This is a genomic window from Gramella sp. MAR_2010_147, from assembly GCF_900105135.1.
In the GTDB taxonomy this organism is placed as follows: Bacteria; Bacteroidota; Bacteroidia; order Flavobacteriales; family Flavobacteriaceae; genus Christiangramia.
The window spans coordinates 1,251,270-1,274,655 of sequence record NZ_LT629741.1; the positions used below are offsets into that span (position 1 = coordinate 1,251,270).

Annotated in this window: 18 protein-coding genes and 1 tRNA gene; 11 read left to right on the plus strand and 8 right to left on the minus strand. The window is 35.2% G+C overall.

The window, feature by feature from the left end:
• The first annotated feature begins 92 nt into the window (after nucleotides 1–92).
• From lysA to BLT95_RS05680, 4 genes are all read left to right on the plus strand, one after another.
• A complete protein-coding gene (lysA, locus tag BLT95_RS05665) occupies nucleotides 93–1,331 on the plus strand; it encodes a diaminopimelate decarboxylase (protein WP_089665156.1) in 1,239 nt (412 codons plus the stop codon).
• Nucleotides 1,332–1,455: 124 nt separating this feature from the next.
• Complete coding sequence (locus BLT95_RS05670; RefSeq protein ID WP_089665157.1) at nucleotides 1,456–2,352, plus strand: CHAD domain-containing protein; 897 nt, start codon at nucleotides 1,456–1,458, stop codon at nucleotides 2,350–2,352.
• A gap of 33 nt (nucleotides 2,353–2,385) precedes the next feature.
• Complete coding sequence (locus tag BLT95_RS05675) at nucleotides 2,386–3,168, plus strand: cyclase family protein (protein WP_089665158.1); 783 nt, start codon at nucleotides 2,386–2,388, stop codon at nucleotides 3,166–3,168.
• Nucleotides 3,169–3,174: 6 nt separating this feature from the next.
• Complete coding sequence (locus tag BLT95_RS05680; RefSeq protein ID WP_089665159.1) at nucleotides 3,175–3,738, plus strand: 2'-5' RNA ligase family protein; 564 nt, start codon at nucleotides 3,175–3,177, stop codon at nucleotides 3,736–3,738.
• Nucleotides 3,739–3,810: 72 nt separating this feature from the next.
• Here the strand turns inward: BLT95_RS05680 and BLT95_RS05685 are convergent, their stop codons facing one another.
• The 6 genes from BLT95_RS05685 to serA all read right to left on the minus strand — a co-directional run bounded on the left by BLT95_RS05685 (nucleotide 3,811) and on the right by serA (nucleotide 11,365).
• Nucleotides 3,811–4,476: a hemolysin III family protein gene (locus BLT95_RS05685; protein WP_089665160.1), complete on the minus strand. Its 666-nt coding sequence runs from the start codon at nucleotides 4,474–4,476 to the stop codon at nucleotides 3,811–3,813.
• A 132-nt stretch (nucleotides 4,477–4,608) separates the two neighbouring features.
• Complete coding sequence (locus BLT95_RS05690) at nucleotides 4,609–5,721, minus strand: histidine kinase (RefSeq protein WP_089665161.1); 1,113 nt, start codon at nucleotides 5,719–5,721, stop codon at nucleotides 4,609–4,611.
• Nucleotide 5,722: 1 nt separating this feature from the next.
• Nucleotides 5,723–6,487: a LytTR family DNA-binding domain-containing protein gene (locus BLT95_RS05695; protein ID WP_089665162.1), complete on the minus strand. Its 765-nt coding sequence runs from the start codon at nucleotides 6,485–6,487 to the stop codon at nucleotides 5,723–5,725.
• Between the two features lie 207 nt (nucleotides 6,488–6,694).
• The gene (locus BLT95_RS05700; RefSeq protein WP_089665163.1) at nucleotides 6,695–7,258 is read right to left on the minus strand and encodes a hypothetical protein; all 564 of its coding nucleotides are present in this window, start codon (nucleotides 7,256–7,258) and stop codon (nucleotides 6,695–6,697) included.
• 556 nt (nucleotides 7,259–7,814) lie between these two features.
• Nucleotides 7,815–9,398 carry an NADP-dependent glyceraldehyde-3-phosphate dehydrogenase gene (locus BLT95_RS05705; protein ID WP_089665164.1) on the minus strand — a complete coding sequence of 528 codons (1,584 nt, stop codon included), beginning with the start codon at nucleotides 9,396–9,398 and terminating at the stop codon, nucleotides 7,815–7,817.
• Nucleotides 9,399–9,472: 74 nt separating this feature from the next.
• Nucleotides 9,473–11,365: a phosphoglycerate dehydrogenase gene (gene serA, locus BLT95_RS05710; RefSeq protein ID WP_089665165.1), complete on the minus strand. Its 1,893-nt coding sequence runs from the start codon at nucleotides 11,363–11,365 to the stop codon at nucleotides 9,473–9,475.
• A gap of 522 nt (nucleotides 11,366–11,887) precedes the next feature.
• Between serA and BLT95_RS05715 the strand changes: the two genes are divergently transcribed.
• From BLT95_RS05715 to BLT95_RS05730, 4 genes are all read left to right on the plus strand, one after another.
• Complete coding sequence (locus tag BLT95_RS05715; RefSeq protein WP_089665166.1) at nucleotides 11,888–12,736, plus strand: universal stress protein; 849 nt, start codon at nucleotides 11,888–11,890, stop codon at nucleotides 12,734–12,736.
• Between the two features lie 389 nt (nucleotides 12,737–13,125).
• The gene (locus tag BLT95_RS05720; protein WP_089665167.1) at nucleotides 13,126–13,803 is read left to right on the plus strand and encodes a type 1 glutamine amidotransferase domain-containing protein; all 678 of its coding nucleotides are present in this window, start codon (nucleotides 13,126–13,128) and stop codon (nucleotides 13,801–13,803) included.
• Between the two features lie 244 nt (nucleotides 13,804–14,047).
• Nucleotides 14,048–17,989, plus strand: a complete 3,942-nt coding sequence (locus BLT95_RS05725) for an AsmA-like C-terminal region-containing protein (protein ID WP_157718021.1) — start codon at nucleotides 14,048–14,050, stop codon at nucleotides 17,987–17,989.
• Between the two features lie 192 nt (nucleotides 17,990–18,181).
• Nucleotides 18,182–18,925 (plus strand): energy transducer TonB, encoded by a 744-nt coding sequence (locus BLT95_RS05730; RefSeq protein WP_089665169.1) that lies wholly within the window; start codon nucleotides 18,182–18,184, stop codon nucleotides 18,923–18,925.
• A 79-nt stretch (nucleotides 18,926–19,004) separates the two neighbouring features.
• Here BLT95_RS05730 and BLT95_RS05735 read toward each other — a convergent pair.
• Nucleotides 19,005–19,089, minus strand: a tRNA-Ser gene (locus BLT95_RS05735).
• 281 nt (nucleotides 19,090–19,370) lie between these two features.
• Here BLT95_RS05735 and BLT95_RS05740 point away from each other — a divergent pair.
• Nucleotides 19,371–20,396 carry a M28 family metallopeptidase gene (locus tag BLT95_RS05740; RefSeq protein ID WP_089665170.1) on the plus strand — a complete coding sequence of 342 codons (1,026 nt, stop codon included), beginning with the start codon at nucleotides 19,371–19,373 and terminating at the stop codon, nucleotides 20,394–20,396.
• 158 nt (nucleotides 20,397–20,554) lie between these two features.
• On the opposite strand, the gene BLT95_RS05745 is transcribed toward BLT95_RS05740, so the two are convergent.
• The gene (locus BLT95_RS05745) at nucleotides 20,555–21,196 is read right to left on the minus strand and encodes a protein-L-isoaspartate(D-aspartate) O-methyltransferase (protein ID WP_089665171.1); all 642 of its coding nucleotides are present in this window, start codon (nucleotides 21,194–21,196) and stop codon (nucleotides 20,555–20,557) included.
• Nucleotides 21,197–21,331: 135 nt separating this feature from the next.
• On the opposite strand from BLT95_RS05745, the gene BLT95_RS05750 reads away from it, so the two are divergent.
• Both BLT95_RS05750 and BLT95_RS05755 read left to right on the plus strand, forming a co-directional pair.
• Nucleotides 21,332–22,297: a Gfo/Idh/MocA family oxidoreductase gene (locus BLT95_RS05750; RefSeq protein WP_089665172.1), complete on the plus strand. Its 966-nt coding sequence runs from the start codon at nucleotides 21,332–21,334 to the stop codon at nucleotides 22,295–22,297.
• A gap of 113 nt (nucleotides 22,298–22,410) precedes the next feature.
• Complete coding sequence (locus BLT95_RS05755; protein WP_089665173.1) at nucleotides 22,411–23,301, plus strand: 3-hydroxybutyryl-CoA dehydrogenase; 891 nt, start codon at nucleotides 22,411–22,413, stop codon at nucleotides 23,299–23,301.
• Nucleotides 23,302–23,386: the final 85 nt, after the last annotated feature.

Here is a 23,386-nt window from a genome sequence, read left to right on the forward strand (position 1 = left end):
AATTAACAAAATGTATAAATTGGTTATATTTGATATAAGGCTTATACTTCCATAGATAAGTAATTTATTTTTGCTGAAAAATTAAACAAGAAATGACTCAGAAAGATCTGCTTTCAATTACCAGGAAATTTGATAGTCCGGTGTATGTTTATGATGCCGATAAGATCATATCTCAATATAAAAGGCTTACGGATGCTTTTAAAGTAAACGAACTTCGAATTCATTATGCCGTAAAAGCATTGTCTAATATTTCTATCCTGAAACTATTAAATTCATTAGGTTGTGGACTGGATACTGTTTCTATTCAGGAAGTAAAATTAGGATTGAAAGCCGGTGTAGATCCATCTAAAATTATTTACACGCCCAATGGTGTTTCCCTGGAGGAGATCGAAGAAGTGGTAAAACTTGGAGCACAAATTAATATTGATAATCTATCAGTCTTAGAGCAATTTGGCAGTAAACATCCTGAAATTCCAGTTTGTATAAGGATCAATCCGCATGTGATGGCTGGTGGAAATTCCAAAATTTCTGTTGGCCATATAGATTCCAAGTTTGGAATTAGCATTCACCAGATGCCTCATTTACTTAGAATTGTTGAGAATACGGGAATGCACATCAATGGTATTCATATGCATACCGGTAGCGATATTCTGGATATTGGAGTATTTCTTCATGCTTCGGAAATTCTTTTTGAAGCTGCCCGGAATTTTAAGGAATTGGAATTTATTGACTTTGGAAGCGGATTTAAAGTGCCTTATCGCGAAGGAGATATTGAAACCGATATTGAAGATCTTGGTACTCAGTTAACCGAAAAATTTGAAAGATTTTGTAAAAAATATGGACGGGAACTGGCCCTGGCCTTTGAGCCCGGAAAATATCTGGTAAGTGAGGCCGGAAACTTTCTTGCAAAGGTAAATGTCATCAAGCAAACTACTTCCACGGTTTTTGCCGGAATTGATACTGGTTTCAATCATTTAATAAGACCCATGTTTTATGGATCGCATCACGACATTTCCAATATATCTAATCCTGATGCTAAACCGCGCTTCTATAGTGTTGTTGGTTACATCTGTGAAACAGATACTTTCGGCAATAATCGCAGAATTTCTGAAATACGTGAAGGTGATATTTTAAGTTTTAGCAACGCGGGAGCTTATTGTTTCTCGATGGCCAGTAATTTTAATTCAAGATATCGTCCCGCTGAAGTCTTATGGTATAATGGGCAGGCCCATCTAATAAGAGAACGTGAAACTTTTGAAGACCTTGTGAGACATCAGGTAGAAATAAATTTTGAAAATACACCCAAAGAGCTTGTAGATAAGGTAGATTAATTTGCATAAAGCGGTTAATTAAACTTTTATAAAAAATCCTCATTTAAATTCAAAATGGGGATTTTTTAATAGAATACTAACTAAAATCCATCACCAAATAAGTAATTTAATTGAAAAGTTGGCAATGGAATATAAACTGAATAAGGATCAGAATTTTCAAGAGGAAATACAACTCATCTTTGAAGCAGAAGTTAATGGTTGCATAGAAGCTTTACGGGATCTGGATATTCATGAGGCTATTCATGATATTCGTAAGCGAATGAAAAAGTTACGCGCCCTGGCACGACTCTTTAGAGATGAAATGGGAGAAAAAGAATATAAAGCGCTTAATATTCGTTTCAGAGATCTTGGAAGAGAAATTTCTTCACTAAGGGATCTCACCGCGCATCTGGAAACCCTGGAAAATTTAAAAAGCAGGTATGGCAAATATTTATATAAAAGCTTTTTCAACTCGGTTGAAAAAAATCTTGAAAACGAAAGAGAAAAACTAACCGACGAACTTTCAAATAAGGAGTTTTTCACTGGATATTTAATGGAAGAACTAACTAGCATTAAAAGTGAAATTAACCAGTGGCCGGTAAACTCTAACAATATAAATATCATTCTGCCAAGTATTCAAAGAGTTTATGAACGTGGAGTAAAAGGAATGAAAAAGGCATATAAAACTCAAACTTCAGAAGACTTTCATGAGTGGAGGAAAAGAGTAAAGTATTTATGGTATCAGCTGTTGTTGCTTCAGGATACCTGGCCTCAATTTTTTGAAAGCCTGGAAGCCGAGGTTCATTTATTAGCAGATTATCTGGGTGACGATCACGATCTCATGCTATTTCGCGAGAAAGTATTGTCAGAGGAGTTTGATTTAAAAGACGAGGAACAAAAGGAGATGTACGAGGCACTTATAGCTGAATTTAGTGATACGCTTCGAAATGAAGCTAAAGTAAAAGGTGAATTAATTTATGCTGAAAATCCTGAAGATTTTAAAAACAGGATAGGAAAATACACTCAAATTAACTGGAATTGATTTTATAACTTATACCTATAAAAAATTTAAGCTATGAAAAATCTGATCTTTTTACTCATTTTATTTTTCGGTTTTAATATTTCAGCCCAGGATTTGTCTTCAGAAGAGATAGAGATTATAGATCTCACCTATGCATTCTCTAATGAAACCATATACTGGGTGACCGCCAGGGAGTTTAATCTTGAGGAAGTTGCCAAAGGAAAGACTGAAAAAGGTTTTTATTACTCCGCTAACAACTTTTCTACCGCCGAACATGGCGGTACTCATATAGATGCCCCCATACATTTCGCTGAAAATAAACAAAGTGTAGATGAAATTCCATTGGACCAACTCATAGGTACAGGTATAAAAATTGATGTATCAAAAATGGCACGTCAAAATCCAGATTATCGCATAAGAATAGAAGACTTAAAGCAATGGGAACAAACTAATGGAATTATTCCTGAAAAAAGCATCGTGCTGTTTGAAACCGGCTTCGGGAAATTCTATCCAAATGCAAAAAAATACCTGGGAACCGATAAAAGAGGCCCCGAGGCGGTAAAGGAACTCCATTTCCCCGGTCTTTCTAAAGAAGCTGCAGAATGGCTTATAGCAAATAGAAACATTAAAGCCGTAGGCCTGGATACTGCCAGTATAGATTATGGTCAGTCTACAAATTTTGACACACATGTTATGTTAATGACCCATAATATTCCTGCTTTTGAAAATGTTGCACATCTGGAAAAGTTACCCGCTACCGGTTTTCAAATTATTGCGCTACCAATTAAAATTAAAGGTGGTAGCGGCGGCCCTTTAAGAATTATTGCCATTAAATAATATTCTGTGAGTAAAAATAAGCGCGGTCCACTATATTTTATTGCCATACTTCCTCCTGTTGATATTAGAAATGAAATCAGGAGTTTTAAAGAGACTATTTCCAGGCATCATGATGTGAAGCATGCTTTAAAACTCCCGGCCCATTTAACACTACAAATACCTTTCAGGATATTTGAAGAGAACGAATCTAAATTAATCGAGAAATTAAAAGGCTTTTCAAAAATGGTGGACCCATTTCTGGTAGACCTTAATGGTTTTGGAAGCTTTTCTAAAAATGTCATTTTTGTGAAAGTTCTTGATCACAAACCATTAATTAATCTTCATGCTGAATTACAGCAATTGATCATGTCATTGGTTGAGCTAAAAAGCCATGAAATCTCAACGAAGATCCATCCACATTTAACCATTGCTGTTAGAGATCTAAAAAGAAGTAATTTTTCGGCAGTCTGGAAGGACTTTGAAAATAAGGATTATAAAAATTCCTTCAGAGCTGAAAATCTTTCCCTGTTAAAACATAATGGAAAAACATGGGATATAATAGAAGTCTTCGATTTCAAAAAATGCGATTAATCGTGGATAAATATAAATTCAATTAAAAGTTTTCCGGTAAGAAAAAGCACCAAATAAATTCTTATGTATTCCCTACAATACTTTAGCTGATGGTAAAATATAGAAATAGATACTAATAAAATGTGCGAAAGTACCAAGCAATACAAAAATATGAAAGATGGCATGATTGAATGGTATCTTATTTTGCATAAAAAGGATGGCTCCTATAGTATAAAAAATACCGCCCGTAAATAACCACCATAAACCTTCAGTAGAAAAATTTTCAATTAAGGGATTAATAGCGAAAATTATAATCCAACCCATCGCCACGTACATAATAGTTGACAATAACTGATAGCGCCCTGCATAAAATAATTTAAGAATAACACCAACCAGGGCCATAAGCCATACAACCCATAAAATAGTCCATCCTGTGGTACCATTAAGTGTGACCAAAGCAAAGGGAGTATAGGTACCGGCAATAAGAATGTAAATGGCCGCATGGTCCAGAATATTCAGTTTTATTCGTAACCTGTGTGTTTTGGCACTATGGTAAAAGGTAGAAGCTGCATACACCAAAACCATACTAGCTCCAAAAATGATAAAACTTACCAGATGTATATTATCTCCCAGTCTTTGTGCTTTGAGGATCAATAATACTAGAGCAACAATACTCAATACAAATCCTATTGCATGTGAAAGAATATTCAGTTTTTCTTCTTCGGGGGAATAATATTTTGGCTTTTTAATGCTACCCATCTTTCAAATGAAAAGTAGATATTAAATTAATTGAATTTTCTAGTAAAAACAATAGGCAACAATGTATATACAATCGTATCTTTTAGAAGAATGGGTTCAGAATATCACACGAATAATGATTTATAACAAAAATTATTCAGGGATCTTGATAATTGTTTCTACTCCTTTACTATTTTCCTTATTTCGAATTTCGAAGAAAAATTTGTCTTTATAGAGATTACGCAATCTGTCGTTAATATTTTTAAGGCCTACCCCTTTTTGCATGAGCTGGACATGAGTTTCAGAAATAAGAGCACCGTTATTTTCAATTTTAATTACCAGCATTTTCTCTTCCTGATATACAGACACATTGATTTCCAGATCTGTATGATCGTAGGAATACCCATGTTTTATTGAATTCTCTATCACTGGCTGTAAAAGCATTGCGGGTACCTTTTTCACCATAAGTGAATCGTCGATATCTTTAGTAATTTTTAGGTGATCTGAAAATCTAACGTTTACAATGTTTAAATAATATTCAAGAATTCTCAATTCCTCATCTAATGTGATCCTGTTACGGTCACTATTGTATAGAATTTCACGCAAAAAATCACTCAAATCTGCTATGGTATCTTTTGCCTTATTAGAATCCATATCGGTTAATACGGCAATGGAGTTTAGAGTATTAAAAAGAAAATGGGGTTGTAATTGAGAAGAAAGCATTTTCATCCGTGTATTCACCAATTGTGATTCCAGTTTAGAATGTCTCTTTTCTGCCTCTTTCACCTGTCTTAAATAATAGTAGGTATAAATGATAAAGATCATTGCAAAATAGATGAGAAAGTTGAGATCTATCACATATATAAAGGCATTGATACTTTTTCTCAAATTAAAATCGGCGATATCTATGCGCCCCGCAATAATGGAATAAAAGTCGAAAACAAATCTAATTATTAGTCCTATTAAAATAGAAAAGAGTGTATGAATAGAGATAATTTTAACCCAGGGATAATTTTTATTTAGAAAACGTTTGGTACTAATGGCTATAAGCGTCATATAGCTCACTACGATAATATAATCGAACAAAAGATTATGAACTAGAAATTCTGACCACATAAAATTCTCTACTCCTTCTGGTGCGTGCATATAGGAGCGCATATAGGCAACTTTCACGATCAAAACCAGGTCGAACATCAAATAGAATCCAGCCAGTAATAATACCAGTTTAAAATCTATATACTTCTGTTTAAATGTTGAGAGGCTCATCTTAAATTCCTATTTTTTCCAGAAACTCCTTTTTGTGGGATTTACTGATATGTAATAGTTTTCCGTCTGTCATCTTAGCGTCAATTTCAGAGTAATCTGAATGTATAATTTCATTTACAAAATTGAGGTTCGCTATTGTGGACCTGTGTATTCTAACAAAGGTGTTGCTATCTAAAATCTCAGCAAGATTGTTCAAAGATTCCCGAAGCACATATTTTTTTCCGTCTACATAGATCTCTGCATAATATCCCGAAGCCTGGATGTACAAAATTTTAGCAGGATCTACCAAAGCTGTTTTATTACCCTGTTTTACCGGTATTTTTGATACTGAATTGAGTTGAATTCCGCCTTTAGAATATTCATGAAAGAATTCTACCAGACGTTTCTCAAAATTATCATTCGCTTCTGTTTTTGTAGTTTCAAGCACTTTATTGATGGTTTTAAAAAATCGCTCGTCTTTAAATGGTTTTAATAGAAAGTCAAATGCTTCTACATCAAAGGCCTTTAACGCATAATTATCATAGGCCGTGACAAAAATAACAATGGGTTTTGGCGAAATTTCAACTTTTTTCAACACTTCAAATCCATTCATATCTTTCATATTGATATCAAGGAAAATAAGATCTGGCTTATCTAAGTTTATTCTTTCAATTGCGGTGCGCCCGTTTGAACATTCACCAATAACTTCAATTGCTTCTACATCTTCCAGTAGGTTTAGAACCCTTTTTCTAGCCAGTTCTTCGTCGTCAATAACAAGTGCTTTCATGCTTTACACATCTATTTGATAAACACAATTTAAAACTATTTGAACATAATAATTGAAAAATCAACATTTTTCATTCGCTCAACTATAGGTTTCTGTAGTTTTTTATCATAAAATTCCAATTCACAATTCCCATTAAAAGGGCTATCAAAAATTGAGATTTTGATAGCCCTTGCTAAAACTCAAACAACTAAATTTGAAAATTCAACCCTATTCGTTAATTGCTACTGCAATTCCAGAAACTGATCTAGGATCAAGTTTGACATTTCGTTTTTGATTTCCCATTTCCAGCTTAACTTTATAGACTTCATTGTCTAGTACATCACCTCTACCTGAAGCAATATATTTATTTGAAGTCATCGTCCAACCTTTATTGGCCATGTACAGCTCTCTTCTAATATCCAGTGGCAAGACTATATCTTTAAACTTCTGAGAGGTTCTTACTAATTCCCCTTCGTGATTAAAGTCGGCAGATAAATATCCTTTGCTGCTTTTAAAAGTTACCAGGTAAGACGAGTATTTGTCTCCTTCAAATTCAGCGATGAAGTTTTTGATGTCAAAATTAGCCTTCATAAAAGCGATAGCATTTTCAGAAAACTCTCCCGAGTATGTTTCTTCTACGGTATAAGAGAAGCTATCTCCAATTCGAGTAATCTTAGCGTCCAGTGGTGCAAAACCAACTTTTGCTTCTTCTAGCTGGGTAATTTCCTGTTCCTGAGCGTGTCCTACAAGGGTTCCTGCAATTAGCAATAAAGAAAAAATTAATGTTTTCATGATGAATGTTTTTTAATGAATAATGATTTAAACTGTTCGGTTAATCGATTAATGAAATAATTATAGCACTAAATTACAGGTGTTTATCCTTTATTATGACAGAATGAACCAAATAGCTTAAGAATAGTATCCAGATGCATGAAAATGGAATTAAACCTCAAAAAGGCCTCGTAAAGTCGCATTATTATTAAGGTTAGGCATGCGCCCGCATTCCAGGGGTGTTCACCACATAAATGCAACAGTTAAAAGCAACTAATATGAGTTACTGGAGTATATCTTATTAAAAGATAGATTTTAATAATCAGGAAAGAGCATAAAAAAAGGCTAACTAAAATATTTAAACCATTTTCTAGTTAGCCTTCGCAATTATTGTTTAACCAATAATTACAATATAAATATAGCTAGAGTTTTCAATATTAAGAGTTAACTGATAGCCAAAATTACCTAAAGAAATATTAAAAGTATTATTTAAGCAAAAAGGGAGGATAATACATAATTAACCCACTTAACTAAATCCCAAGAATGACTTACAGTTCTCTCCCGTTTAAGCTCTTTATTATAGAATATAATCTGTACTTACAAAATTAGAACTTTTACTATCCAGTAATTTTCTCAAAATTTCATTGTTATAATTTTTATCCTTACTGGCCACAAAAGTTCTTATAGAGAAAGATCTTAAAGCATCATGCACACTTAAAGTTCCCACAGCTGAATCTTTTCTTCCTGTGAAAGGAAAAACATCTGGCCCTCTCTGGCAGGAGCTGTTAAGATTTACTCTACAAACCAGATTCACCAAAGTATCTATTAGCGGTGCGATCTTTTCTATTCCTGTTCCAAAAAGGCTTACCTGCTGACCATAATTGGAATCAGAAATTTCATCCAGTAACTTTTCAATAGAATTAAAAGGTTTTATGGGAATTACCGGCCCAAATTGCTCTTCCTTATACACCCTCATATCTTCGGTTACCGGGTAAAGGACTGCAGGAAAAATATAGTTTTCTGAAGTGGCTCCACCACGTTCGTTCAGTATTTTGGCTCCTTTTTTCTCTGCATCCTGTATTAATTCCTGAATATATTTTGGCTTATCAACTTCAGGCAAAGGAGTAAGCATCACATTCTCATTCCATGGATTTCCGAACTTTAGTCCATCTACACGCTTCGCAAATCTTTTATTGAATTCTTCCTGAATCTCTTCATGTACATATAAGATCTTTAATGCCGTACAGCGCTGTCCGTTGAAAGACAGGGTCCCTGAAATACATTCTTCTATGGCAAGATCAAGATCTGCATCTGGTAAAATAATCCCGGGATTCTTGGCTTCTAGACCCAATACCAGTCTAAGCCTGTTCTTATATGGGTGCTGATCCTGCAGAGCGATTGCAGATTTGCTATTTCCTATCAATGCGAGAACATCAATCTTACCGGTTTGCATAATAGGAGCTGCGACCACCCTTCCCCTTCCATAAATCACATTGACCACTCCTTTTGGAAACGAACTACGAAATGCTTCTAACAATGGGGAAAGTAACAAGACACCATGTTTTGCAGGTTTAAAAACAACCGTATTCCCCATAATTAAGGCAGGGATTAACAATGCAAAAGTTTCGTTTAGCGGATAATTATAGGGCCCCAGGCATAGAACCACCCCAAGAGGTCCACGGCGAATATGCGCATACACCCCGTCTTTCTCATGAAATTTTGCACTATCACGATCCAGCTGTTTGTAATCTTCAATAGTATCCTTAATATACTCAACTGTACGGTCAAATTCCTTTTGAGAATCTGGAAGTGATTTACCAATTTCCCACATAAGATATTTTACAACTTGCGCGCGTTTGGTCTTCATCTGTTCCACAAAATTCTCCATACAAGAGATTCTATCAGCAACCTTCATGGTAGGCCATTCTCCCTGCCCTTTTGAATAAGCATCACATGCAGAATTTAAAACTTCCAGTGCCGTTTCCTTATCCATATGCGGAACCGTTCCCAGCAGAGTTGGATTATAATCATCTGTAGAAGATATCGTTGAATAAACCTCATCTGTCTTCCCTTTCCATTTAATCAACTCCCCATTAGAGAGGTAAGTTTCCTGATTTAATTGATCGGTTATCTGAAATTCCTCTGGAATATGAATATTCATAATTATCTTTTTGTTGGTTGGTTTTTATTGTTGTGTCAATTTTCAACAAATTGATCAAACTTTTGGTGTAAGCACTAATACAAAACTCTGAATCTAATAGTTCCCTGAATTCCTTTTAGTTCTTTAATCACTTCTGCATCATATTCCTTATCTATATCGGTGATCACATATCCAATGGTTTCATTGGTCTTAAGGTACTGGCCAACGATATTTATATCGTGTGCTGCTAAAACCTTGTTTATATGCGCTATAATACCTGGTTTGTTATGGTGAATATGAATTAGTCTATGCGCATTTTCCAGTATAGGTAACTGTAAATTTGGAAAATTTACAGAATTTGTGGTTCCCCCGGTATTTATATAATTAATGATCTTGCCGGGAACAAAATTTCCAATATTTTCCTGAGCTTCCTGGGTGCTTCCACCAATATGAGGAGTTAATATGAGGTTAGGTAATCCTCTTAGCGTAGATTCAAATTCTTCCTTATTGGTTTTTGGTTCTTTAGGAAACACATCTACACCAGCCCCGGTAATTCTTCCAGACTCCATATGTTTCCTTAAAGCGTCCACATCTACCACCTGCCCCCTGGCAAGATTTAAGAATATAGAACCATTTTTCATCCAGCTAAATTCCCTGTCTCCAATCATATTCTTATTCTCCTTTCTACCATCAACATGAAGGGTTACTACATCTACCTTTTCGAATAATTCCTGAAGACTCCCACACTTAGTGGCATTTCCCAATGCCAGTTTTTCTACGAGATCATAATAATATACATCAAAACCAATAGCTTCAGCAACTACTGATAGTTGAGCCCCAATATTACCATAACCTACAATTCCAAGTTTCTTCCCTCTAATCTCGTAGCTACCCATGGCAGATTTATTCCATTCGCCCTTATGCATCTCTGCGATACGATCTGGCAGATTCCTCATTAATAAAATGATTTCTCCAATAGCCAACTCCACTACAGATCTGGTATTACTATAAGGTGCATTAAATACTGCTACCCCTTTTTTAAGACAGGCTTCGAGATCTATTTGGTTGGTACCAATGCAAAAAGCTCCCACGGCTATAAGTCGGTTTGCATTTTCCAGTACTTTTTCTGTTAAATTCGTTTTAGATCGAATTCCTAAAACTGAAACATCTTTAATCTTTTCCGCCAGTTCATCTTCATCTAAAGCTCCGGAAATCGTAGAGACATTATACCCTTCATTTTTCATGATCGCCACAGCATCGGTATGAACATTTTCAAGGAGAAGAACCTTTATTCGGTTTTTTGGATAAGAAATTGCTTTATTCATTTTATGAAGGTATAAGAATTCATCAAGACTTGGTGTGATATGATCGGCTTTGTCAAGAACATTATCCCGCTCAATATTTTCGGTAAAGGCGTAAAATTTATTTGCCAGCCCGGCAGCCTTTATTTCGTAATCGTTGTAACCATCCCCAATTACATAAACATCGCCTTTGAGGCCCATTTGTTTTAGAAGCTCTACTTTTCCGTTATTGGAAGAAAGCACATTGTCCCTGTCAAAACCTGTAATTTCTCCATCTTCAGCAAAGACGAATTGATTGGCATAGACGTTTTCTTCCTTCACTCCAAGCTCACTTACAATAGGAACTATAAACTCTTTAAAACCGTTAGAAATAATATAAATACTATCCTTTTGTTCCTTGAAAAACTCTTCATTTCGAACAAAAGAGACCGAGACCATTTTCTTCAACCTCTTTACAAGCTCTGGGATATCGCTTTTATTTGCTTCCAGGATCTCCAGTCTTCTTTCAAGAGATTCCCTGAATGCCAGGTTCCCGCCCATGGCCAGATCTGTTAGCTCCTTTAAATCCTGTAGTTTTTGCTCTTTCTTAGGGTTATTTTTAAGAGATATCTCACCTAGTACATCCAGTGCTTCTACCTGGGTAAAAGTACTATCAAAATCAATTACAAAATGCCTGTTATTCTCCATAGTACACCTGAAAATTCTAAAAAATTAAGTAGTAAAACTAAAGCTTTTTGAAACATTAAAAAACAACGTTTTAAAGCAACAATGACCGAATTATGCAATTGACAATAAAAGCTTGAAAAATTTGTAATTCCGAAAATTTGAATTACTATCAGGAGTAATATTGAGGAAAAGTTAGAAAACAGATTCAATTTATTATAAAAAAAAGTCGGATATGAATCCGACTTTCTTTTGGGCTAATTCAATGATTAAAAATTAATAATTGAACAAATTCTTTAATAAACTTTATTTCATCATTCATACCTCCTTTTTTACATTACCACATTTACTTCAAAAGATATTCCAGACTTTAAAGCAAACGAACGCTATTCATTAAATGATTAACATAATCACCCTGTTTTTCTTAAAATTATAGAATAACTTCATCTACATGGTTGCAAAATTCATTTTCGTATAACATTGTTTTATGGAAATACTTTATTCACAGCCAGTCTTTAGTATATTTATAGACTCAATTGAACATCTATGGAAAAAAAGATTCTAATCCCTACTAATTTCTCTAAACACTCCTGGAATGCCCTCATTTTCTCAATGAACCTTTATAAAAAATATGCCTGCACCTTCTATTTGATTAATGTTTATCACTCACAGGGGTTTTTGAGTGAAGCAATTCCTTTAAGTAAAAACGGTGATACCAATCCAAGCGGAAAAGAACTTTCAGAAAAAGGTCTGGAAAGAATTATGCAAGGTCTTAGTTTCAGAAAAGAGAATCCTAATCATACTTTTGAGACCATCTCTTTTCAGGGTAGTTTGGTAGATGGAATCCAGGAAAATGCAGATAAGTTTGGAGTAGATCTAATTATTCTTGGTTCGCGTGGTGACTCTGTGCACATAAATACTTCAGAAGATATTTCAAAGATCACCGAAGATGTGGAACAATGTCCTGTTTTGGTAATTCCTGAAGTTTATGAATGGAGAGAACAAAACAATGCAGAAATCGTTTTTCCTACCAATCTTCGAATTCCCTTCAAGCAAAAAGAATTATTAGCTTTAATAGATTTTTCTCGAAGTATGGGAGCAGCTGTTCGCATATTATATATAAATACTGAAAATAAAAAGCTAAATAAAGAACAGGAAGAAAATAGAGAAGACTTGAAACAACATTTAAAAGAAGTAAATCATAGTTTTCACATCTTAACCCAAACCACACCGGCTACAGGGGTTCATCTTTTTATTGAAAGCCGTGACAGTAACTTTCTTGCTTTGTATCAAAGGAAGCAGGGGTTCTTCTCCAGACTTTTTTCTAAATCTGCAGTTAGTGAGATCGCTTTTGATCCTAAATTACCGGTCTTGATATTAAAGGAAGTTCAATAAACAAAGGGAACAAAAATGAATATTTCACATTAACTGTTCCCTTTGCACATCATACTCTTCATTTGGCATTATCCAAATAATCAGCAGGTATCATCTCAGCCCAACTTAATGTAGCACCCTGAATGACTTCCTTAAAGATAAGAATTTAATTGATTCGCTCCTGAATTTTTCAACCATAATTTTAGAAAAAAAACGTACTGAAATATCTTGAAATTCACTATTTATATTTTAAAACATTGCTTTTCTAAACCAGCTCTATTTTTAATGGTCTAATAAGTAAACTTTAGTCTTATTATAACATATATAGCAGGGACAAATGCCTAATTTGCTAAATAGCATTTTAAAATGTTCGAGTTTAAAAGAATTGTTATAAGTAAAAAGATAAAGCTATGAAAGTATTATTTGTACTCACTTCACATGATGAACTGGGAAATACAGGAAACAAAACAGGGTTTTGGATTGAAGAATTTGCAAATCCCTATTATAAATTATTAGATAAAGGAGTAGAAATCACAGTTGCTACACCAAAAGGAGGAAAAGCTCCTATAGATCCCAATAGTGATACGGAAGACACCCAAACTAAAGATACCAAACGATTCAAAAAAGATGAAGCTGCACAAATGGTGATCAATAACACCAAAGTGCTATCCAAAATGGATCCTGTCGACTTTGATGCTGTTTTTTATCCTGGTGGTCATGGTCCGCTTTGGGACCTTTCAAAAGATAAAGATTCTATCGAGCTCATTGAGACTTTTAATAATGCGAAAAAACCAATTGGTTTTGTGTGTCACGCTCCGGCAGCTCTTAAAAATGTCAAAACCCAAAATGGAGATCCTCTGGTTAAAGGAAAGAAAGTAACAGGTTTTACCAACTCTGAAGAAAAGGCCGTGCAATTAACAGAAGTAGTTCCATTTTTAGTTGAAGATATGCTAAAAGAAAATGGTGGAATCTATTCTAAAGCCGGCGACTGGGAAGAATACGCCCTGGTAGATGGAAATTTGATCACGGGTCAGAATCCGGCCTCTTCGGGACTGGTAGCTCAAAAGTTATATGAAATGCTTAATTAAAAAAGATATCTTTAAAAGTATATTGAGCACTGCTATTTGCAGTGCTTTTTTTAGGTTTAAAATGAAGTGAAAAATTGTATATCTTACCTGGCGTTTGATAACATATATCAAATACTGGTCTACGTAGAGACTAGACCTGAGAACGGTGGTTATATAGACAATCTCTTAATGCCTTTATTTAATGAACAACTAACTAAATGATAGAAGGCTTTTCTTTTATCAAAAATGCACCAACCTGCCTCTTGTGAAATCCCAAAATAAGGAACATAAAAAATCATCCCGAAAATGGCTTAAACGTATAAGTTTAATTCTAGCCGGGCTTTTGCTGGTCCCTTCGTTTTTATTCACAATTGGTTGGTTTAACAGGGACATGCTTATAGATGAATTGCAGGACTGGTACCGAAATAATAATAACGGTAGTCTTGAAATAGGTGATGTTGATGCTACATTTTTAGGCGGATTCCCAAATGTAGGTTTCACTATTAAAGACGTTTATCAAACTAGTTTTGATACCATCCTTGATAAAAACTCATCAATATTCATAAAAAAAGCCCAGGTAAGTATTTCAGCTATTGATGTTCTAAGCGGAGAAATCGCTTTCAGGAACATACAGATAGATCATGCAGAAATCACCTCCGAGGTCATCTCAGAAAAATCTATTGCGGAATACATACGGCTAAAAAAACAGAGACAGGCTGCTTCAGGTTCCGGCTTAAAGCTTCCAGGGTGGTTACACCCGGAAAGGACAAATTTCAGTTTAAAAGATGTGAGTTTTATTGCTAAGGACACCATGCTAAATAAGTATTTTAATTTAAATATTGTACAGGCAAAAGGTAGGTTTAGAAGTAAAAATGAAATGATCACAGGTGTTCTTAATTTTAAGGTAATGGTCAATAATCTGGGATTCAACACTAAAAAAGGCAGTTACATTAACGGGGCGATGATCACAGGTAGCCCCGAATTTATATTGGATCGGGAAATTAGCACGTTAGATGTTTCTGAATTTCAACTAAAAATAGATGATCACCTATTTGAGACGAAAGCCGATTTCGATTTCACTGAAAATAGTTCCTATAGGTTTTCCCTTCAAAATCAGGAAACCAGTTTTAAGAAGATCAAAGAGCTATTGCCCGATAGTCTTTCTGCTAAACTCTCTAACTATGAAATTTTAGAACCTATTTCTACGGAACTTAAGTTAGACGGTAAATTCTTATATGGGGATATCCCAAATATCAATGGTTCTTTCTCTGCTGAGAATAACATTATTAGGGTAGGTGATAGCATTCAACTAAATAAAGTTCGACTAAGTGGATATTTAACAAACCATTTAAACCAGGATTCTGAAATCCCTAAACCTTCTCGCAGGGATATCAGGGTTTTCTTTGAAAACCTTTCAGGTGAAATAAAGGATATCGAAATTTCAGCTAATAACTCTTATTACCAGTCATCAGCAAAAGCTTCAAATTTTATCAATGCTAATTTAAAGATGTCTGGTTCCAACGAAACTTTAGCAAGGCTACTTCAAAACGATAATTTTAATTTTATTGGCGGGAATTTTAACCTGGAGACCCACATAAACGGTAATATTCCCAGTAAACACAAGCTCTTTAATTTCGCTACCGGAAGATTCAGCTTAAACAATACAAGGGTCGTTCTAAAAAGAAACAATCTTCAGCTCCCTGTAGATGTTGTGGAATTAAGGTTGGATAATGAAAATTCAGTACTCGAGCAACTTAAAATTGACCTGCCTAATGGAGATCATTTGATATTTAAAGGGAATATTAAGAATGTATCTTCCATTCTTGAAGATAACCCCCTAATTCCTGCTATTGCTGAAGTGTCGCTGGATTCAGATAAGCTCAACCTCAACGAACTTATCGCCACAGCCATGGAGTTTATCCCTTCTTCAGAAAAAGCAAATAACGAATTGAAAACTCTGCATGAAACTTTTGAAGCTATTTACCAAAAGTTTCAACCGAGATTCAAACTAAACCTGCGAACCATCGAATACGATTCGATAAGCTTTAAAAATTTGATAGCAGACGTTCAACTCCTTGATGCCGAAACTGTACGGTTGAACGATCTAAATTTTGATTACAACAATGCCAAAACAGAGTTGAATGGAACACTTAAAATTCCAAAACCAGATAATTCTTTTGAGGAGCCACTGTATGTAAATGTTAAAGCCAATTCTTCAGGGCCCATGAAGGTTTTTCAGGACCTATTTAATATTGAACTGTTGGATATTAAGGCTGGCAAATATAGCTTCTCCGGAAATGTTACGGGAAATATTTCAAAATTTGAACAATTATTGAATAACGTAAAAGGTGATCTTAAACTTGTAGATACCCAATTTTATTATCCTAAAGCAGCAATGGATTTCGACTTTGATTCACTTACGGTAGCAATTGAGGACGCCAATATCAATCTAGAAAGGTTTCTCTTAGAAGTGGATAATCATTATCCAATTGCCTTGCAAAGCCGGATAACTGAATTTCCAGGATTTTTACTTGACCATGTAAAGAGTGATGGACGAGTTTTCATAGGAATGGATGCTGCATTTATCGACATGGATGACTGGATGAAAAGTCTTGAATCAATTGAATCTAATAACGAAAACAAGACCCCTAAAAATCGTGAACTCGCTGCGATTTTTAATGACATCTATAAATTTAATCCTGAATTTACATTGAAACTGGACTCACTAAAATACAAAAAACTGGTATCAAACGATATTTCGGCTAAAGTGTATTTTAAAGACAATTCAACACTTAAACTGGATGATCTTAAGATCAGGTATAAAAATTCTGAAGCGACCATTAGAGGAAATATTGCAGCGAAAGTGATAGAAAAAGCTCGCGGTAATCAAAACCCTTTTAATTTTGAGTTTTCAGCTGAAGCCAAAGGGCAGTCCAGGGATTTGAACGACTTATTAAAAACAGTCAATTTCTACCTTAGATCTGGTGACTTTAAATTTGATGGTAGTTACAAGGGAGAAGCACGGGATCTAAAAATTCTAAATTCCAATGCTCAGGGTGATTTAAGTCTGGGCGAGACGATGGTAGATATTGAAGCTGCGAAAATTCAAGTCCCTATAGATAGCCTTCATTTAGTAATTAAAAATAATCTCGCCACATTGGTGAGACTGGATGTAAGCCTTCCTGGAAAAAGTTCTATAGATATCACCGGTGAAATAGATAATTTCTCAAATTTTATCAATAACGAGCAGACCATAGATTCGCATAAATCTACTTTCAATATAAAATCTCCATATCTAAATAGTGAAGATATTAAAAAGTTCCTAGTAAATACTAGCAAGGATAAGGACTCTGCTAAAAGTCAGAAATTAGAAGTTAAAAATCTTAAAGAAATTCTTAGCGATATCAATAACTCTTATTTCCCTTCAGCAAACATCGAGATCGATTCATTAGTCTACAATAATCTTGCAGTGTCTGGATTTACCTCAAACATCGATTTTGACCAGGAAGGGACTATCAGGGTTTCAAACACTCAACTTCAATATTTTGGAGGTTCTATAAACCTGATGCTTGAAGCAGGTGTGAGCAGCCAGGACCTTCTGCCAGCAAAATTGAAGTTGAATGTTGAGAATATGGATCTTGAAAAATTAGTAAGAGATTTTGACTATTTTAATAATGAAGACTTGCGTAATGCCGAAAAAATTAGTGGAAATCTTGAGTTTAATTTAGATGCCGATGCATTTTTTGATGATGAAGGTAAATTAAAAATGAATTCTGTTAATGGAAGTTTTCAGGTAGCAATAGAAGATCTCGCCATCTTTAACTTTAAACCAGTCATGGAAAGCGTTGTTCTTTTAAAGAAAGAGCGTTTTAAAAAATTACAGTTCAGACCTATCAAACAAACTTTCCAAGTGGTAAATGGTGAAATCATCATTCCACAAACGCAGATACAATCTTCTGCCATACAGATTTTCGCCGAAGGTAAATTAAAACTTGGTGAATATGTAAACATCTGGCTATCCATCCCATGGAACAATATTTTAAAAAAACGTGATGGGCTTATATTACCCGAAAAAGTATCTTTTGAAGACTCTGGATTAAAATTCTATCTACAATTAGTTCAGGATAAAAACGGAGAAAAAGACAAAAAATCTAAGCTAAAAACTAAATTCAGGCTTGGAAAACGGAAACTGGAAAAAGAAAATTAAAATATTTTTCGAAAGTTTTTGATTTTTTTAGAGGAAAACCTGGTAAAATTACGACTAAACTAATGATTGATAATTCATTAGTCCCAAAAGACTTTTAGATAGCATTTTAAAGCCATAAAATCTCTTTAAATGATCTATGAGAGGTTTTAAAGGTATCTACATAGAAGCAGTGATAAACTTAAATTCTTTATCATGCAGGTCAGGAAAAATCCTAAATCAGATCCAGGTCGTTATAGTCTGCTATTTTTCCAGATAGGTTTAATAATTGTTCTTGTAATCACCTATTTGGGTATTGAATGGAAATTTGCTTTAAATGATTCTATAAATAGCTATGTAATTGCTTTACCCAGCATGAGGCTGGAAGAAATTCCTGTTACTGAAATAAAAGACCTTCCTCCTCCACTACCACCTCCACCACCGATTCCAGAAATTATAGAAGTAATTCCTGACCATCTAAAGGTTGAAGAAACCGAAATTCAATCAACAGAAAGTAATCAGGAGGAAAAAATAGACATCCCGGAAGTGGTTGAGGTAGCTGAGATAGTTGAAGAGAAAATTGAAGAAAAAGTAGAAGTAGTTCCTTTTGTTCTCATAGAAGAAGTACCACTTTTTCCTGGTTGTGAAAAAGAAGCCAATAATATTGCGAAGAAAAACTGCATGTCAGCTAAAATAAATGAGCTTGTTAAAAATGAATTTAATACAGGGCTGAGTGAAAAATTAAATCTATATGGTACTAACCGTATTTATGTAATGTTCAGGATTGATAAAGATGGGAAAGTAACAGATATTCAAACCAGGGGACCTCACAGAGTACTGGAAGCAGAAGCCGAGCGTATTATAAAACTTTTACCACAAATGAAACCCGGGAAACAAAGAAACATACCCGTGAGCGTTTCATATACGTTACCAATTACTTTTGAGGTAAAAGATTTTTAAAATTGGCAGCAGGTAAGATGAGTGATTACTTTCAATTTCAAACAAAAAACCCACAACTTAAGTTGTGGGTTTCTTTTTGCGGAGAAAGAGGGATTCGAACCCCCGGAGGTGTGACCCTCAACAGTTTTCAAGACTGCCGCATTCGACCACTCTGCCATTTCTCCTGAGTGCCTCATCAGCTATTTGCTGAATGCGGGTGCAAATATAACAAGCTTTTTTAATTTACAACAACTAATTTCTCATCTTTTTTGAAGTAATTTTTATTGCTTTCAAAATCAATAGGTTTCAGCCTTGAAATTTCAACTATTCCCAATCTTTCACTTATTATTTAAATCATAATTAAACCTTCCGGCATCATATACGTCTATATTTATGAATCTCTTATAATTTAATTAATATCAATCCGCTATATTGGCCACAATTACTTTAAAAATTTAATTTCAAAATGAAACAAATATTGCTTTTAGCTATTCCGGCTATTTTAGTCGCGTGTAGTGCACAAAATAAAAAGATTGAAAATGCAGATCCTATGGAGTATGCGAATACTATCACTGCTTCAGAACTCAAAGAACATCTGTACACTTTCGCAAGTGACGAATTTGAGGGGCGTGAAACTGGTGAACCCGGACAAAAGAAAGCGGCTGAATACCTAAAAAATGAATATAAAAGTTTAAATCTTCCTTCTCCAATTGGTGGAGACGACTATTACCAGGAAGTTCCAACAAACTACTTTAAGAGGGGAAAAGTAAAACCTACAGAAAATGTGGTTGCTTTTTTAAAAGGTTCTGAAAAACCAGACGAGATCCTGGTAATTTCTTCTCACTATGATCACGTGGGAATAGACGACCAGGGAAGGATTTATAATGGTGCTGATGATGATGGATCTGGTACTGTTGGTGTTCTTGAAATTGCCGAGGCTTTTGTTCAGGCTAAAAAAGATGGTTATACTCCAAAGAGATCCATTCTTTTCCTTAATGTAACCGGTGAAGAAAAAGGCCTGGTGGGATCGAAATATTATACTGATAACCCTATTTTTCCTTTGGAAAATACGGTTGTAGATCTAAACATAGATATGATAGGCAGAATAGATCCAGCACATGAAGGAAATGATAATTATGTGTACCTAATTGGAAGCGATAAATTGAGTACAGATCTTCATCAGTTAAGTGAAAAGGTGAATGCTAAGTACACAAAACTGGATCTTGATTATAAATACAATGATGAAAATGATCCAAACCGTTTCTATTATAGAAGTGATCACTACAATTTTGCGAAGAACAATATCCCGATTATCTTCTATTTCAATGGAACGCATGCAGATTATCACAAGCATACAGATACTCCTGAAAAGATTGAGTATGATCTCTTAGCAAAAAGGACTCAGTTAGTGTTCTTAACTGCCTGGGAGATTGCTAATCGTGATGCCAGACTGGTAGTTGATAAAGCTGAAGATACTGCCGCTAAAAAGTAACTGATTTGTTTTACTGAAAATACCATAGCCTCGTTTAACAACGGGGCTTTTTTGATATTAATTCAGAATGTAAAGATCAGGATCATATCAAGACAGATTTCTCAGTCGCATCGCTGCTTCAAAATGCTAACTGTCAATTATTGATTCTCATTTATCAACTAGTTCTTATCTTCCAGAAGCGGAACAAATCTAAAGGCTCCAAACTCCTTTTTATCAAATTCCTTTGTGGACTTTCTAATGAACAAAGTCATTGTTTGCACATCAGTGCCAACGGGAATCACTAGCCTGCCTCCTACTTTTAACTGACTCAAGAGATCCCTGGGAACTTCCGGTGCTCCGGCTGTTACTATAATTTTCTCATAAGGGGCATATTCCGGAATTCCTTTATATCCATCTCCAAAACTTAAATATTTTGGTCTATATCCCAATTTTGAAAGAAAGCTTTTTGTCTTTTTATAGAGTTCACGCTGGCGTTCAACACTATATACTTTCGCCCCCAACAGGCAAAGAACTGCCGTTTGATAACCACTTCCGGTACCTACCTCCAAAACCTTATCCCCTTTCTTGATCTCTAAAAGTTCAGATTGGAATGCGACCGTATAGGGTTGAGATATCGTTTGATCTGCGGCAATAGGAAATGCTTTATCCTGATAGGCATGATCTTCAAAACTACTATCCATAAAGAGATGCCGCGGAATCTTTCCAATGGCGGCCAGCACCTTCTCATTGGTAATCCCTTTCTTTTTTACGGTTTTTACCAGCTGCTGCCTTTTACCCTGATGCCTATAAGTATCCTTCAAGTCGTATGTGCTTTTTTCAGGTTATAAAATTAGGCAAAGTAGCCGATTTATCCCAAGTAAAAGGCTCCCGGGATTTGGCCTAATTTTATAAAGTATTTAATATCAAAATGCTATTTTTGTGAAAAATGCAAAAATATGCTGAAAGCAGGAGTGCTGGGTGCAGGTCATCTGGGAAAAATTCATCTCAAATTACTTAACCAGTCTGAAGAATTTGAATTGATCGGGTTTTATGATGCTGATAAGAAGAATGCTGAAAAAGTAGCTGAAGAGTTTGGCTATAAAATGTATACCGATCTTGACACACTTATTGCTGAAGCCGATATGATAGATGTTGTCACTCCTACCCTGGCACATTTTGATGTTGCAAAAAAGGTGATTTCAGCAGGAAAACATCTTTTTATTGAAAAACCAATCACCAATACCTACGAGGAGGCAGAGGTTCTTATAGAACTCGCTAAAAAGCATAAAGTAAAAGGTCAGGTAGGGCACGTTGAAAGATTTAACCCTGCATTCCAGGCGGTTGCACATCGCATAGAAAGCCCCATGTTTATTGAAGCTCACCGGTTGGCAGAATTCAATCCGCGTGGAACAGATGTTCCCGTAGTCCTGGATCTCATGATCCATGATATAGACGCCGTGATGAGCGTTGTAAAATCTAATGTTAAGAAGATCAATGCAAGCGGAGTTTCAGTGATAAGTGAGACTCCAGATATCGCCAATGCGAGAATTGAATTTGAAAACGGTTGTGTAGCAAATTTAACCGCGAGCCGTATCTCGATGAAGAATATGAGAAAATCCAGATTTTTTCAGCGGGACGCATACATTTCAGTAGATTTTCTAGAAAAAAAATGTGAGGTTGTTAAGATGAAAGACGCACCTGAAAATCCTGATGATTTCGCCATGATCCTTCAAAATGCCGAAGGAATTAAAAAACAGATCTATTTTGACAATCCTGATGTTTCGGCAAACAATGCGATCCTGGAAGAGCTGGAAAGCTTTGCCGATGCTATAAATAATGATAAAGAACCTGTAGTAACCATGCAACAGGCAGCAAATGCCCTTAAAGTGGCTAACCAGGTGATCGCAAATTTTAATGTCTAATACAAACTCTAAAACTTTAATAGATAGTTTGAAGCTGAACTTGTTTTAGCTTCTCAACAAATCCTGAAACAAGTTCAGGATGATATTTTTTAAAGTCTAAAAAACTCTTACAAATGAAAAATATTGCAGTTATAGGAGCCGGTACCATGGGTAATGGAATCGCGCATACATTCGCTCAAAGTGGCTATAATGTTCAACTCATCGATATCTCAGAAGAAAGTCTGAAAAAAGGCATGGACACCATTTCTAAAAACCTGGACCGTATGGTCTCTAAGGAAAAGATTTCTGAAGATGAAAAGCAATCTACCCTTGGAAATATTACCACATATACAGATATTTCCGAAGGCGTTGGGAAGGCAGATCTTGTTGTAGAAGCAGCTACAGAAAACACTGAATTAAAATTGAAGATCTTCAGACATCTGGATCAGCAAACTTCAGCAGATACTATTCTTGCATCCAATACCTCTTCCATTTCTATCACTCAAATCGCTTCTTCAGTTTCTAATCCCGAGAGAGTGATCGGCATGCATTTTATGAATCCTGTACCAATCATGAAATTGGTAGAGATCATTAGAGGTTACAATACTTCAGATGAGGTTACAAGTAAGATCATGCAACTTTCAGAAAAACTGAATAAAGTTCCTGTTGAAGTAAATGATTATCCAGGTTTTGTTGCAAACAGGATCCTTATGCCTATGATCAACGAAGCAATTGAAACACTTTATAATGGTGTTGCTGGCGTTTACGAAATAGACACCGTGATGAAACTTGGAATGGCTCATCCAATGGGACCGCTTCAATTGGCAGATTTTATTGGACTCGATGTTTGCCATTCTATTCTTGAAGTGATGTACGACGGATTCAAAAATCCGAAATACGCACCTTGTCCGCTATTAACCAATATGGTTAGAGCCGGAAAGATTGGAGTGAAATCTGGTGAAGGATTCTATGATTATTCTGAAAGCAGAAAAGCTGAAAAAGTTTCTTCCCAGTTTAGTAGTTAATATTGAGATTTTAGACCTCAGATTTCTCAGTCGCTTTGCTTGTTCGGAATGATAAATATCCGGCCATTTCGACCGAGAGGAGAAA

Coding starts and splice junctions, on each gene's coding strand:
- lysA (WP_089665156.1), top strand. CDS start 93: ATGACTCAGAAAGATCTGCTTTCAATTACCAGGAAATTTGATAGTCCG.
- BLT95_RS05675 (WP_089665158.1), top strand. CDS start 2,386: ATGAAAAATCTGATCTTTTTACTCATTTTATTTTTCGGTTTTAATATT.
- BLT95_RS05750 (WP_089665172.1), top strand. CDS start 21,332: ATGCTGAAAGCAGGAGTGCTGGGTGCAGGTCATCTGGGAAAAATTCAT.
- BLT95_RS05720 (WP_089665167.1), top strand. CDS start 13,126: ATGAAAGTATTATTTGTACTCACTTCACATGATGAACTGGGAAATACA.
- BLT95_RS05715 (WP_089665166.1), top strand. CDS start 11,888: ATGGAAAAAAAGATTCTAATCCCTACTAATTTCTCTAAACACTCCTGG.
- BLT95_RS05700 (WP_089665163.1), bottom strand. CDS start 7,258: ATGAAAACATTAATTTTTTCTTTATTGCTAATTGCAGGAACCCTTGTA.
- BLT95_RS05685 (WP_089665160.1), bottom strand. CDS start 4,476: ATGGGTAGCATTAAAAAGCCAAAATATTATTCCCCCGAAGAAGAAAAA.
- serA (WP_089665165.1), bottom strand. CDS start 11,365: ATGGAGAATAACAGGCATTTTGTAATTGATTTTGATAGTACTTTTACC.
- BLT95_RS05690 (WP_089665161.1), bottom strand. CDS start 5,721: ATGAGCCTCTCAACATTTAAACAGAAGTATATAGATTTTAAACTGGTA.
- BLT95_RS05670 (WP_089665157.1), top strand. CDS start 1,456: ATGGAATATAAACTGAATAAGGATCAGAATTTTCAAGAGGAAATACAA.
- BLT95_RS05695 (WP_089665162.1), bottom strand. CDS start 6,487: ATGAAAGCACTTGTTATTGACGACGAAGAACTGGCTAGAAAAAGGGTT.
- BLT95_RS05740 (WP_089665170.1), top strand. CDS start 19,371: ATGAAACAAATATTGCTTTTAGCTATTCCGGCTATTTTAGTCGCGTGT.
- BLT95_RS05705 (WP_089665164.1), bottom strand. CDS start 9,398: ATGAATATTCATATTCCAGAGGAATTTCAGATAACCGATCAATTAAAT.
- BLT95_RS05730 (WP_089665169.1), top strand. CDS start 18,182: ATGCAGGTCAGGAAAAATCCTAAATCAGATCCAGGTCGTTATAGTCTG.
- BLT95_RS05755 (WP_089665173.1), top strand. CDS start 22,411: ATGAAAAATATTGCAGTTATAGGAGCCGGTACCATGGGTAATGGAATC.